At 52.3% G+C, this 14,388-nt stretch carries 9 protein-coding genes and 1 pseudogene; 7 read left to right on the top strand and 3 right to left on the bottom strand.

Annotated elements, in window-relative coordinates:
• Together I6E40_RS09435 and I6E40_RS09430 are read left to right on the top strand one after the other, a co-directional pair.
• Positions 1–413: pseudogene (locus I6E40_RS09435) on the top strand (hypothetical protein); the annotation flags it as partial.
• 66 nt (positions 414–479) lie between these two features.
• Positions 480–923: a hypothetical protein gene (locus tag I6E40_RS09430; protein WP_235386788.1), complete on the top strand. Its 444-nt coding sequence runs from the start codon at positions 480–482 to the stop codon at positions 921–923.
• Between the two features lie 324 nt (positions 924–1,247).
• Here I6E40_RS09430 and carB read toward each other — a convergent pair whose 3' ends face one another.
• The 3 genes from carB to I6E40_RS09415 form a co-directional block, all read right to left on the bottom strand.
• The gene (gene carB / locus I6E40_RS09425; protein ID WP_235386787.1) at positions 1,248–4,466 is read right to left on the bottom strand and encodes a carbamoyl-phosphate synthase (glutamine-hydrolyzing) large subunit; all 3,219 of its coding nucleotides are present in this window, start codon (positions 4,464–4,466) and stop codon (positions 1,248–1,250) included.
• Positions 4,467–4,577: 111 nt separating this feature from the next.
• Positions 4,578–5,663 (bottom strand): glutamine-hydrolyzing carbamoyl-phosphate synthase small subunit, encoded by a 1,086-nt coding sequence (carA, locus tag I6E40_RS09420; protein WP_235386786.1) that lies wholly within the window; start codon positions 5,661–5,663, stop codon positions 4,578–4,580.
• 108 nt (positions 5,664–5,771) lie between these two features.
• Positions 5,772–7,658 carry an amidophosphoribosyltransferase gene (locus I6E40_RS09415; RefSeq protein ID WP_235386785.1) on the bottom strand — a complete coding sequence of 629 codons (1,887 nt, stop codon included), beginning with the start codon at positions 7,656–7,658 and terminating at the stop codon, positions 5,772–5,774.
• A gap of 163 nt (positions 7,659–7,821) precedes the next feature.
• Here I6E40_RS09415 and I6E40_RS09410 point away from each other — a divergent pair, with 163 nt between their 5' ends.
• The 5 genes from I6E40_RS09410 (at position 7,822) to I6E40_RS09390 (ending at position 13,670) form a co-directional block, all read left to right on the top strand.
• Complete coding sequence (locus tag I6E40_RS09410) at positions 7,822–8,802, top strand: Gfo/Idh/MocA family protein (RefSeq protein ID WP_235386784.1); 981 nt, start codon at positions 7,822–7,824, stop codon at positions 8,800–8,802.
• Between the two features lie 179 nt (positions 8,803–8,981).
• A complete protein-coding gene (locus I6E40_RS09405) occupies positions 8,982–10,169 on the top strand; it encodes a DUF4421 domain-containing protein (protein ID WP_235386783.1) in 1,188 nt (395 codons plus the stop codon).
• Positions 10,170–10,425: 256 nt separating this feature from the next.
• Positions 10,426–11,304, top strand: coding sequence for a hypothetical protein (locus I6E40_RS09400; RefSeq protein WP_235386782.1), 879 nt, complete (start codon positions 10,426–10,428; stop codon positions 11,302–11,304).
• Positions 11,305–11,318: 14 nt separating this feature from the next.
• Positions 11,319–12,137, top strand: a complete 819-nt coding sequence (gene ccsA, locus I6E40_RS09395; RefSeq protein ID WP_235386781.1) for a cytochrome c biogenesis protein CcsA — start codon at positions 11,319–11,321, stop codon at positions 12,135–12,137.
• A gap of 138 nt (positions 12,138–12,275) precedes the next feature.
• Entirely contained in the window at positions 12,276–13,670 is a 1,395-nt protein-coding gene (locus I6E40_RS09390) for a cytochrome c peroxidase (RefSeq protein ID WP_235386780.1), read from the top strand.
• Positions 13,671–14,388 lie beyond the last annotated feature (718 nt).

Here is a 14,388-nt window from a genome sequence, read left to right as displayed (position 1 = left end):
GGCTCTATGCCATCAAGAATCTCGCCACGCTGATGGAACGCCCCGCCGTCTTGCAGGAAGCAGTCTTCCAACGCCTCTTTGAACAAGCTGAAATTGCACAATTTAATCGTGAGGAGCTGAAAAGCTATCTTGAAAGCCAAAAGGACTTCTGGGACCTTTTTGCCGTGACGGAAACCGCAGAGAAGAAAGGTCGTGCGGAAGGAATGGCGGAGGGTATGGCTAAAGGAAGAGCGGAAGGAATGGCAGAAGGAATGGCAGAAGGAATGGCTAAAGGAAGAGAGGAGGGAAGAGCGGAAGGAATGGCAGAAGTGTTCCGTACCATGTATCGTAAAGGTATGTCTGTGGAAGAAATTGCAAACATTACATCGTCAAGCACCGAGGACGTAAACAAAGCCATCAGCAGTGCCAACTAAGCTTAGGGAACAGGATAAAGAAACGGTTTAGTATGATCATGGTAGAGCATATCTTGGCAAATAGTCATGGCTAAGTTTTTCAAAAAACAAAACATTAAGATTCAAAAGTCTGATATGAATACAATTAAGCACGCATTACTTAAAGGAGATGAAAAATTCCTTGATCATACAAAGAGTGTGGCTTTATACGGTAAACTCTATTGGCGCAAATCAAACAAAAAACTTAATGTTGGTGACATCGTGTATCTTTTTATGATAGGTAAAGGGCATTTTCAAATTAGATACAAACTCGAAGTTACCCATACAAATGCATCAAGACCAGACAAAGAATGTTGGTTGGCTCCATTTGTTCCTGATGATAATTGCCTTGAGTTCACTCCTATTGCAGATATGTATGAGGGGAAACAACTCGGATATGACGAATTGGAATCAATAGGCATCAGTCGACATGTTCAATATTCTTTTCTCAATGAAGAACAGGTAAACTTCATAGATAAATATTTCAAGTAGAAATATGACATAAAGTTTGCATGATTGATACTATTATCAGTGTCTTAGTTTCATGGACTTGGGGGAACGTTCAAAAGAAGAACTTCCGTCCTATTTTTTAGATTATTACTGTCCGGTAAAGCTTTTGAGTATCAAAATTTAGGGTTGGATACCTCACTCGTATTCAATCCTATTTTTTCAACTGTTTTATCAGACAACCTTTCTGAGTGAATCCACACAAAGAGAAAAGGATTTCAAGAAAAACATTACCTCAGAACCTACACAAAGCGGTAGAGTTCTGAGGTAAGAAAAGATGTGTGAAAAATCAGTTTGCGCAAACGGGAATCAATATTCCTGCCAGCACTTGATGTCAAGGTCTTCGGGTTTCAACGTGCAGAAGGCATAGATGAAGGCTGAAGCAAGACGAGCATTGGTGATGAGAGGAACGTTAAGGTCAATGGCTGCACGGCGAATCTTGTAACCGTTAGTCAATTCACCAGACGACAAGTTCTTGGGAACGTTCACCACCATGTCTATCTCCTTGTTGTGAAGCATGTCTAATGCCTGCGGAGTCTGGGGAGCCTCGCTCGGCCAGTGAACCAAGGTGTTGGGGATGCCGTTGTCTGTGAGATAGCGCGAGGTACCGGGTGTGGCGAAGAGGTTGAAACCATTGTCACGGAGCAAGGTCGCAGCGGCGAGCATCTCTGCCTTCTGTTTGCCGTCTCCGGTGGAGAGCAGGATGTTCTTCTTGGGAATGCGATGACCGACAGACAACATGGCTTTGAGCAAGGCTGCGCGGGAGTCTTCGCCGAGACAGCCGACTTCGCCGGTGGAGGACATGTCCACACCAAGCACGGGGTCAGCCTTTTGCAGACGGTTGAAGGAGAACTGCGAAGCCTTGATGCCAACATAGTCCAAATCGAAAAGACTCTTCGCAGGTTTCTCGACGGGAAGTCCGAGCATGATGCGGGTGGCAAGTTCGATGAGGTTAATCTTCAGCACCTTGCTGACGAAGGGGAAGGAACGTGATGCACGGAGGTTGCACTCAATCACCTTGATGTCATTCTCACGTGCCAAGAACTGAATGTTGAAGGGTCCGGAGATGTGAAGTTCGCGAGCGATTTGCTTTGAGATTTTCTTGATGCGGCGCGCCGTTTCGACATAGAGTTTCTGAGGCGGGAACTGAATGGTGGCATCACCGGAGTGAACGCCTGCGAACTCAATGTGTTCACTGATGGCGTAGGCGATGATTTCACCATCGCGAGCCACGGCGTCCATTTCAACTTCCTTGGCATGTTGCATGAAACGGCTGACCACGACGGGATGTTTCTTGCTGACATTGGCGGCGAGTCGGAGGAAACGTTCCAACTCGTCTTGGTTGGAGCAGACGTTCATGGCAGCACCGGAGAGCACGTAGGAAGGACGCACCAACACGGGGAAGCCAACACGGTCAATGAACTGTTGAATGTCGTCCATGCTAGTCAGCGCGCTCCACTCAGGCTGGTCCACACCGATGCGACCGAGCATGGCAGAGAACTTCTCGCGGTCTTCGGCATTGTCAATGTAGCGTGCGGGAGTACCGAGCAAGTTTATCTTGGCGGCATCGAGACGAAGGGCGAGGTTATTGGGAATCTGACCGCCGGTGGAGACAATCACGCCGTGGGGCGTCTCGAGGTCAAGGATGTCCATGACGCGCTCAAAGGTGAGTTCGTCAAAATAGAGGCGGTCGCAAATGTCATAGTCCGTAGAAACCGTTTCGGGATTATAGTTAATCATGACGGAACGGTAGCCTTCCTTGCGAATTGTGTTGAGAGCCTGCACGCCGCACCAGTCAAATTCCACGGAAGAGCCGATGCGATAGGCACCGCTGCCGAGGACGACGACAGAGCGTTTGTCGTTCTCAAACTGAATGTCGTGGGCGACGCCACTGTAAGTCATATAGAGATAGTTGGTGAGCGCAGGATATTCTGCTGCCAGCGTATCAATTTGTTTGACGACAGGAAGAACGCCCTTCTTCTTGCGATGTTCTCTCACGGCTGCAGAGGCTTTTTCGATGTCCATTTCTTTTTCCATGCCGATGGCGCGGGCGATTTGGAAATCGGTGAAGCCTTGCACCTTGGCGCGACGCAGCAGTTCGTCGTCAAGTGCTTCAAGAGACGCACACTGGTGAAGTTCACAGTCCGTCTGATGAATCTTTTGTAACTTCTGGAGGAACCAGAGGTCAATCTTTGTCAGCTCGTGGATGCGCTCGATGCTATAGCCCGCAGCCAATGCTTTTTCAATGACAAAGATGCGTTTGTCCGTCGGCTCTTTGAGAGCCTCCTCCACGTTGTCAATCTTCAGTTCCTTGTTATCTACGAAGCCGTGCATGCCTTGTCCAATCATGCGCAAGCCCTTCTGAATCACTTCTTCAAAGGTGCGTCCAATCGCCATGACTTCACCCACGGACTTCATGGAGGAACCGAGTTCGCGATCTACTCCGCGGAACTTGCCGAGGTCCCAGCGCGGGATTTTACAAACGACATAGTCCAAGGCGGGTTCAAAGAAGGCGGTGGTGGTTTTCGTCACGGAGTTCTTGAGATCAAAGAGTCCGTAGCCGAGTCCGAGTTTGGCTGCCACAAAGGCAAGTGGATATCCCGTGGCTTTGGAGGCGAGAGCGGAGGAGCGAGAGAGACGGGCATTAACTTCGATGACACGATAGTCTTCGCTTTCGGGGTCGAAGGCATATTGCACGTTGCACTCGCCGACGATGCCAACATGACGCACGATGCGGATGGAGAGTTCGCGGAGTTTGTGGTACTCTGCATTCGTCAAAGTCTGCGAGGGAGCGATGACGATGCTCTCGCCGGTGTGGATGCCGAGCGGGTCAAAGTTCTCCATGTTGCAGACGGTGATGCAGTTGTCGAAGCGGTCGCGCACCACCTCATATTCCACCTCTTTCCAGCCTTTCAGACTTTTCTCGACCAAAACCTGCGGCGAGAAGGAGAAGGCTTTTTCTGCCAGACGATTCAGTTGTTCTTCGTCGTCGCAGAATCCGGAGCCGAGACCGCCGAGCGCATAGGCAGCACGGAGGATGACGGGATAGCCGAGACGTGCGGCAGCATTGCGTGCCTCCTCGATGGTTTCGCAAGCCTCGCTGCTGATGGTTTTGACACCGATTTCGTTGAGTTTTTCAACGAAGAGTTCGCGGTCTTCGGTGTCCATGATGGCTTGAACGGGTGTGCCGAGCACTTGAAGTCCGTGTTTTTCGAACACTCCGTTTCGGAAGAGTTCCACGCCGCAGTTCAGCGCGGTCTGTCCGCCGAAGGCAAGCATGATGCCCTGCGGTTTTTCCTTTTCAATGACACGCTCGACGAAATAGGGGGTGACGGGAAGGAAGTAGATGCGGTCAGCCACTCCTTCGGAGGTCTGCACGGTGGCGATGTTGGGATTGATGAGGACGGTTTCAATGCCTTCTTCCTTGAGAGCCTTGAGGGCTTGGGAACCGGAATAGTCAAACTCTCCTGCCTCGCCAATTTTCAAAGCGCCGGAACCAAGCAGCAGAACTTTCTTTATTGTTGACATGATGAAAGGGGCGTTTTGCCCGAAGATTTAAAGAGGGTGTTCTATATATATTATATAAGGTATGGTGGAAACCTACCGGGTGACATCCGAGTGAGATGTTTCCGCGGCGTTTCAGTCGTGGAGAAGTTTGACGAAATCGTCAAAGAGGAACTCCGTGTCCACGGGTCCGCTGCAGGCTTCCGGGTGGAACTGAGCGGAGAACCAGGGTTTGGACTCGTGTCGGATGCCTTCGTTTGAACCGTCGTTCATGTTCACGAAGAAAGGTTTCCATTCAGCAGGCAGCGTGTCGGAATCGACGGCATAGCCATGGTTCTGGGAGGTGACAAAGCAACGGTTCGTGCCGACCATGCGCACGGGTTGATTGTGGCTGCGGTGACCATATTTCAATTTGTAGATGCTTGCTCCGGCAGCTTTGGAAAGCAACTGGTTACCCATGCAGATTCCCATGCAGGGACGCACGTTTTCGTTTTCCAAGAACTTTCGGATGTGAGCAACCGCCTCGGAGCAGGTGTCGGGGTCGCCGGGGCCGTTGGCGAGGAAGAGACCGTCGAACTCAAGGGAGTTGAAGTCATAGTTCCAAGGAACACGAATGACCTCCACGCCACGTTTGAGCAGACAGCGAATGATGTTGTGCTTCACGCCGCAATCGACAAGCACCACGCGCTTGCGTCCTTCGCCACTGCCATAGCGAATCACTTCTTTGCAGGAAACGCGGGCGACATAGTTCACGCCTTCATACTCTGCCGTCGGAATGCGGTCGGGCTCATCGTCAAAGACAATCTTGCCCATCATCACTCCGTGCTCACGCAGCACCTTGGTCAGTTCGCGGGTGTCGATGCCGGTGATGCCGGGGACTTTTTCACGCTTGAGCCAATCGGCGAGACTTTCCACTGCATTCCAGTGGCAGTACTGCTCACTGTAGTCACTGACGATGATGGCGGAGGCATAGATTTTGTCACTCTCCATGAAGTCAGCCAAACCTTCGGAGGTCATGCTGAAGGGAGGCACCCCGTAGTTTCCGACCAAGGGATAGGTCAAAGTCATCAGCTGCCCGGCGTAGGATGGGTCGGTGAGACTTTCCGGATAGCCGGTCATGGCGGTGTTGAACACCACTTCTCCTGCCACAGGGGCTTCATAACCAAACGACTTGCCGGAGAACCGGACGCCGTTGTCAAGGATTAATGTTACGTTTCGCATTTCTTTTTGTTTGCAGCTCTTGGAGCCGTTGTGGTTTCTGTTTTTGGGGGTATATGGTCTGACGGAGTTTTGTCCGCTTCTGAACTTATAATCCGCTTCTGAACTTTGTCAGTTGGAGCGGTTGACTTTTTCAAAATAATCGACAAAGGCTTGATTCACTCTCATGTTGCCGCCGGGCGTGGGATAGTGACCGGAGAAGTACCAGTCCCCCGGGGAATTCGGGCAGGCTTCGTGGAGTCCTTCGAGGCTCTGAAAGACGATGTGAATCTCAGTCGTGACGCCCTCGGGGCGAAGCATTTCTGCCATCTTCGCGGAGATTTCTTCTGAAGTGAAAGGTTCATAGACCTCTCTCACATAGTTCACGATTTCTTCTTTGGGTCTCCCGACTTGCGCCTTGCAGCGACGATAGATGTCAGCGAGGAGGCTCTCCGTTCCACGGTCTTTGTGGAGCGCGATGGCAGCACGGAAAGCAATGAACTCGTCCATGTTCGCCATGTCGATGCCGTAGTAGTCGGGGTATCTGACCTGCGGCGAGGAGCTGACAACCACGATGCGTTTGGGGTGCAGGCGGTCAAGGATGCGGATGATGCTCTCTCGCAAAGTGGTGCCGCGAACAATGCTGTCGTCAATCACGACGAGGTTGTCCACGCCGGGACGGATGCTGCCGTAGGTGATGTCATAGACGTGTGCCGCCAAATCGTTACGAGAATTCCCCTCGGCGATGAAGGTGCGCATTTTGATGTCTTTCCACGCCACCTTCTCACCTCGGATATGGCGTGAGAGGATGCGGGCAAGGTCTTCCCGGCTGAAGTCCGGACCGAGTTTGGAAATTTCTTCAATTTTTTGTCGGTTCAGATATTCGTCAAAACCTTGCAGAAGACCGTAGTAGGAAGACTCTGCGGTGTTGGGAATGTAGGCGAGCACCGTGTTGTCAATTTCGCTGTTGACGGCACGAAGCACGGGATGAACGAGTTTGCGTCCGAGTTCTTTTCGCTCGCGATAGATGTCCACGTCGGAGCCTCGGCTGAAATAGACTCTCTCAAAGGAGCAGGCGGCGAATTTCTTGGGCTGAAGAATCTGTTCCATGCGCATCCCGCCGCGTTTGTTCATGAAGAGTCCCTGTCCGGGAAGGAGTTCGTGGACGGCGTGTGCTTCCACGTCAAAGGTGGTTTGGATGACGGGGCGTTCGGAGGCAATGACCATGACCTCGTCGTCTTTATACCAGAATGCCGGGCGAATGCCCCACGGGTCGCGCAGCGTGAACGTCTCGCCGGAGCCTGTGATGCCGCAGACGACATATCCTCCGTCCCAAACGGGCGCGGAAAGTTTCAAGACGTTGGCGAGGTTGATTTGGTCTTCAATGTAGCGTGTGACATCGCAGTCCGTCAGCCCAAGTTTTTGCGCCTCAACAAAACAGCGCTCACTCTCGCGGTCCAGTCGGTGTCCGAGTTGTTCGAGAAGGATATAGGTGTCCGACACCATGCGGGGATGCTGTCCCTTGACAGCAATCTCATTGAAAATCTCCTGCACGTTCGTCATGTTGAAGTTCGCACAGAGACAAAGGTTTTTGGCGCGCCAGTTGTTTCTTCTCAGGAAGGGATGAACATAAGAAAGGCCACTCTTGCCGGTAGTAGAATACCGGAGGTGGCCCATATAAATTTCTCCTGCAAACGGCACGAAGCGTGCCGCGAAGTCTGCGTCATGAAGTTGTTCTTCCGAAAAGTCTCGAAATTTCTCCTGCACGTCGGCAAAGATTTTCTGAATGGCAGTGCCGCCAAGCCCCCTTTCACGGAAAATGAACTCCTCGCCGGGCGCAGCCTGCATCTTCACACAAGCCAAGCCGGCGCCTTCCTGACCGCGGTTGTGCTGCTTCTCCATCAGCAAATAGAGTTTGTTCAAGCCGTACATCCACGTGCCGTATTTCTTTTCATAATAGGAAAGCGGCTTGAGAAGCCTCACCATTGCCACACCGCATTCGTGTTTCAAAGTTTCCATAGTTGCAAGAGGGGAAAACAGAGGGATTGTGCAAGGTTGCTCTGTTCTCGGAGCAAATTTACAAAATTTTTTGTTCCATCCGCCGATTCACCATAAATTTGCATGAACAATGAGCAAAACTTTGTCTGTTCTGAGATTTTCTTAGTCTAAAATTGCTTGTACTATGAAAGAAATTCACTGGGGATTTATTGGTTGCGGCGAAGTGACCGAGAAGAAGAGCGGTCCCGCGTTTGGAATGATTGAAGGTTCCGACGTGGTTGCCGTCATGAGCCGACGCGCCGAGAAAGCGGAATCCTACGCCCAACGCCACGGCATCAAACGCTGGTACACTGACCCCACCGCCCTACTCGCGGACAAGGAGGTCAATGCGGTCTATATCGCCACCCCACCCTCCACCCACGCCACTTTCGCCATCATGGCGATGAAGGCGGGAAAGGCGGTTTATATCGAAAAGCCCATGGCGTCTAACTATGAGGACTGCTGCCGCATCAATCGCATCGCGGAACAGACGCGGCAACCGTGCTTCGTGGCATACTATCGCCGTGAACTTCCTTATTTTCAAAAAGTCTTCAGCCTGGTCAAAGAGGGAGCGGTCGGAAAGGTGGTGAACGTGCAAATCCGATTTGCCGTGCCGCCACGCGACTTGGACTACAACCGCACAAACCTTCCGTGGCGCGTCCAGGCGGACATCGCCGGCGGAGGCTACTTCTACGACCTGGCGCCGCATCAAATCGACTTGCTTCAACAGATGTTCGGACCGATTTTGGAGGCAGAGGGGTTCACCGCGAACCGAGGCGGACTCTATGCGGCAGAGGACACGCTCAGTGCCTGCTTCCGCTTTGCCGACGGGCTGCCCGGCTCAGGCTCTTGGTGTTTCGTGGCTCACGAATCTGCCAAAGAGGACAGCATTGAAATCGTCGGGGAGAAGGGCTCGCTGAGTTTCTCGGTCTTCACCTATCGCCCCATCGTGCTCCACAACGAGAACGGCGTGCAGGAGTTCACCGTGCCGAATCCGGACTTCGTGCAACTTCCTCTCATCCGCCAAGTGGTGGAACACCTGCAGGACAAAGCCATCTGTCATGCCGACTGCGTCAGCGCTACTCCCGTGAACTGGGTGGTGGACCGAATCCTCGGCAAGATTTAGGACAAAAAGAACCCCAAAACCGCCTACCCCGAGCGGTGTTCGTTCACGCTCATTCCTTGTTTCTTCTTTTCTAAATAAAATAATTGCAAGACAATCACCGAGCGCCAACAGAGAGCAAATATTCAAAGAGGCGGGACATTGAATAGCGACTCTGCGCACACATTTACGGTTTATTTTTCATGAATCATCTGCACATTTTTCGTTTCTTCCTCGGAGCACTTTTCGCGGTGTTCCTCGGCAGCACGTCCTCTCATGCGCAGACCGAAAAGACCGACAGCCTCGCCGCCGACAGTCTTCGTCTCCTCCTCTCGCCAGACTCTGCCGCCAAGAAAACGCAGAAAATCCCCATCACGAAAAAACTGAAACAGAGTTGGTTGGCACGTTTCATTAGAAGTTTTAACGAATACGACACAGCCTATATCACGCCGAACTACTATAACTTCACGGCGATGATGCAGAACACGAACATCTTCCAACTCTACAAACTCTCCGGACGCTCCGCCAACGGTCAACACCAGTCCATCTCCGCCAGACCGGAGGCAAACGTGAAGGTTGGACCTTATTTCGGCTGGCGCTGGATTTTCGTGGGCTACACCTTCGACATCAGCCACCCCGCAAAGGCGGGCAGCAGCACGGAGTTCAGCCTGAGTCTCTACAGTTCGCAGTTGGGCTGTGACTTCGTTCACGTGCGAAACAATGGAAACTATCGTCTCCGGCGCGTCACGGGCTTCGGCGACATCCCCCCGGACAAAGTCAAAGACACTCCCTTTGATGGTATCAACGCCAAAACCACTTCCTTCGATGCCTACTACGTCTTCAACCACCGCCGCTTCTCCTATCCTGCTGCCTATAACCAAAGTACGGTGCAGCGGCGCAGCCAAGGCTCCGGAATGCTCGGGCTGGGATTCAGCAAACAAGTCGTGGATTTTGACTACACCCGCCTGCCGGACTATCTGCAACATGCTCCGGACGGCACGCCGTTGCTCATCGACGAACTGAAGTTTAGCGGCTTTAACTATACCTATTATTATATAAGCGGTGGCTATGCCTACAACTGGGTGTTCCTGCCGAAGTGGACGCTGGGTGTTTCACTCATGCCTTCCGTCGGTTGGCGGCAGGTCAAGGGCGAGAAGCGCGCAGGCATCGAGGACGTCTTTCTCAACATGAAGAACTTCAGTTTTGACGGACTCTTCCGCATGGGACTCGTCTGGAACAACTCACGCATCTTTGCCGGAGCCTCGCTCATCAGTCACCTTTATCTCTACAAAAAGCAGCGACTGACCGTCACCAATTCCATCAACTATCTGAACATCTACGCCGGTTTCTACTTCCAGCGGAAGCGACAATATCGCAACCGGAAACTTTAAAGGAGTGTTCTATAAATTATGGGATAAGGAACGTTCAAAAGAAAGTGCCTACGTTTTCGTTTCTTAGCGCGCCCTTTTGTAAGTTTCGTCAGTCACATAGCCCGCTATGCTCCTTCCTCGACTGACAAAAGTTCATCTCTAAGAAATCAAAAATCAACTCAACCTAACTTTTAGAACACCCCTAAAGGGGGATGGACGGAGGAACACTTCAGTGAAAAAGGTTCAGAATCCCCCGATAATTATACCTCACTCGCTCATGATTCGACTCTTCTATTTACTCTTTTTTCTCTGCCTGCCTCTGCAACTGCTCCTGTCGGTTCGCCCGTCGGCATTTTCCTTTCCGCTCAACGCGGTGTTGGCGGGGTGCATGGTCGCGCTTTGCATCGTGGCAGAACGGGAATGGGGCGACAGCGTCTCACTGCGCTCGCTCCGCTCGCTTCGTTTCTCCTGCCATCTGCTCGGCACGCTTGCCTTCTGCTGCGTGGCGGGAGCGCTGCTGCCCTACGCCCACATTCCCTCCGACCCGTCTGACCCCACCTCCAAACCGTTTTCGGACTTCGCCGTCACCCTGCCCTTCGTCTTTCTCCTGGTCTGCATTCTTTTGCAACTGACGCTTCTCATGGTGCATCGCGTCAGAAAAAACGGCTGGCGAAAGAACACGGTGTTCCTCTTGGTTCACGGCGGACTTTGGCTGGCACTGCTCGCCGGTTTCGCCGGGAGTGCTGACTACAAAGACCTGCGGACGCTCCTCCCGCTCTCTTCCTCTCAACCCTCCTCCCGCAACGGCATCACCACCGCCTACGACCGAGAGGGAAGAACCATTCCCCTCGCCTACTCGCTTCAAACCACCGGCTTCCGAATCAAACGAAGCCCCGCGGACAAGAGTGTCGTGCAATATGAAGCAGACATTTCCATTGACTGCGCTCCCGCTCAACGTGTGGCAGTCAACAGTCCGCTCACGCCACGCTGGAACGAGAACCTCTATCTCGTGAGTTACGACCAGAACAATCCTTCGCCCACCTACGTCGTGGTGCAAATCGTTCGTCAGCCTTGGAGGCACCTGCTCCTTGCCGGCATCGTCATGCTGATGCTCGGCACCCTGCTTCTCTTCGGACGCACAAAGAAAACAAACTAAACCGCTGAAAAACCATGACTTGGAATCATTTTCCCATCTTCGTCATCCTCACCCTGTTGCCCGCCCTGCTCGGTGCCGTTCTTGCTTGGCGCAGCCCCCGGGTCAGTAAGTCCTCGCTGGTTTGCAGCGGCGTGGCAGTGATTGTCTTCTGCGTTTTTGTGGCAGGATTATGGCTGAGTCTGGGACGTCCGCCACTCCGCACGTTGGGCGAGACGCGCTTGTGGTATTCGCTCTTCATGCTCATCGCCGGAATGTGGGTCTATCGTCGCGAAGGCTATCGTTGGATGCCTTCCATCTCCTTGGTCATCGCCACCGTCTTCATGATTGTGAACCTGCTGAAACCGGACCTTCACGACCAGTCGCTCATGCCCGCCCTGCGCAGTTTCTGGTTCGTCCCGCACGTCACGTCCTACATCTTCTCCTACAGTCTCTTCGGCTGTGCCTTTCTCTTGGCAGTCTTGGGACTTTGGCAACGTTCCGATGCCTATCTCCCCTCCGCGGACCGACTCGTGCGAACGGCTTTCATCTTCCTCACGTTCGGGTTGCTTTCGGGCTGTGTCTGGGCGAAACAGGCATGGGGAACCTACTGGAGTTGGGACCCGAAGGAAACGTGGGGAGCCGCCACCTGGGCTGCCTACTTGGTCTATGTCCACTGGCGACTGACAGCCACCAAACATAAAAAAAACGAAAAAAATCAGCAAAAAAACATTCTTTCGCACGCGGACAATGCTTACCTTTGGCTCGTCTTAGGCTTTGCTCTGCTGCAAATGTGCTGGTATGGTGCCGACCTACTTCCCGCCGTGCAAGACAGCATGCACCGCTATGCTGGATAAAAGGAACGTCTAAAGGTTAAAACCTAAATCACTGATACTTTACAGGATAAAAGGAACGCCTAATAACTAAAACTGAAACCTAAAAACCAATACTTTTTTAAGATACTTAATCTCTAACAATCAATATTTTCATTCACCATGAAACTTTCCAGCAAAATCATCATCGCGGGAGTCGTTGTGGTCGCCGCCTTGGCAGTGACCTACCGCGCCGTGAATCAGGCTCCCGACGCCAATTTGCCTGCTGACAAGCAAATGGCTCAAATCATGGAGGACGGCGGTTGCATCTTCTGCCACACCGCCAACCCGGACCTCCCGTTCTATGCGGACTATCCCATCGCCAAAACCCTCATCAAAAAAGACGTGGAAGACGGCTACAAAGCCTTTGACATCGCGCCGATGATTCAGGCAATGAAGGAAGGAAAAGCGGTTAACGAGGTGGACCTCAACAAAGTCGAGAAAGCTGTCATGGACGGAACGATGCCGCTCATGCAATACTATCTCGCTCACTGGGGCTCTTCCCTCACCTCCACCAAAACCGACATGGTGTTGGCATGGGTGAAACAACACCGCGAAAAGTTCTATCCCAACCCGCTCGCTGCCGATGAGTTCAAAAACGAACCCGTGCGACCCATCCCCGATGCCGTTCCAACCGACTCAAAGAAAGTGGCACTCGGCGAACTGCTCTACCACGACACTCGCCTCTCCGGCGACGGAACCATCTCCTGTGCCACCTGCCACGGCGTGGGAACTGCAGGAGTCGATAACAAACAATACAGTGAAGGCATCCGCGGACAAAAGGGCGGCGTGAACGCTCCGACCTCCTTCAACGCCTGCTTCCACTTCGCTCAGTTCTGGGACGGTCGCGCCGCCACTCTCGCCGCTCAAGCCGGTGGTCCTCCCCTCAATCCCGTGGAAATGGGCTCTGCATCCTTTGAAGAGATTTGCGCACGACTCGCACAGGACAAAGCCTTCGTGGCTAAGTTCAAAGCCGTCTATCCCGAAGGACTCAGCGAAGCCACCATCACCGACGCCATCGCAGAATATGAGAAAACACTCATCACTCCCAACTCGCCCTTCGACCGCTACCTCAAAGGAGAAAAGGACGCCATGACGGCAGAACAAGTGGAAGGATATGCGCTCTTCAAAGACTACAACTGCGCCACCTGCCACGCCGGCGTTGCCATGGGCGGACAAAGTTATGAACTCATGGGAGCACGTGCTGACTACTTCAAAGACAGAGAAATCAACTCCAAGTCCGGACTCACCGATGCCGACAACGGACGATGGGCACAGACGAAGGTGGAACGCGACCGCTATCGCTTCAAAACTCCGACGCTCCGCAACGTCGCACTCACCTGGCCCTACTATCACGATGGCTCCGTCAAAACGCTCTCCGAGGCTGTCGCCATGATGAGCCGCTACCAGGTTGGTCGCGAAATGCCGGAAGCGGACAAAGCCAAAGTGACGAAGTTCCTCGAAGCCCTCACCGGAGAACTCAAAGGAAAGCCCGTCACCAACACAAACAAACAGTGAGGTCACATTGACACACTGATTTGAACCGAAAACTCTCCTCCGCACATCGCGAAGGGGAGTTTTTTTGTAGATATGAAGGACATGCGAAAAACCATGGGGCATTGCTCTCCGGCAAGGGTTGAATGACCGGGGTTAGGGTACGAGATATTAGGCTGCCTGTTTTGCAAATTAGCAGAGATGAACTTACGTCACCGGAGGAAAGAGCATAGCAGGTTATGTGGGTGTGTTGAGTCTGACAAAAGAAACGTAGGGTTGCGAAATGTAGGGTTGCGTGCACAGTTCGCCTACATTACTATATACGTAAATAAAAGGGGAAATAAAAAACTATACAAACTATACACAAGCCCCACATTTTCCTATTCATTTCGCTGATTATCCGCGTGTTGCGTTGTGTATAGTTTGTGTTTCAAACTATACACAAACTATACACAAACCCTACATTGAAGCGTTCAAAACCCTGCAAGAAAGGTGGGAGTAAACCCTACACAGAACGCTACATGGAAGCGTTCAAAACCCTGCACAAAACGGCATTCAAACCCCTGCACTGCAACGACGCGCAGTTTACTTAGGAGCGCACCTAAGAAAAACTAGGAGCGCACCCAGGAAAAACTAGGAGCGCACCTAAGAAAAACTAGGAGCGCACCTAGGAAAAACTAGGAGCGCACCCAGGAAAAACTAGGAGCGCACCTAGGAAAAACTAGGAGCGCACCTAGGAAAA

The organism is Prevotellamassilia timonensis, from assembly GCF_021531665.1.
Classification (GTDB): domain Bacteria; phylum Bacteroidota; class Bacteroidia; order Bacteroidales; family Bacteroidaceae; genus Alloprevotella.
Note: the sequence above shows the minus strand (reverse complement) of the source record. Positions and strands in the feature narration are given on the sequence as shown.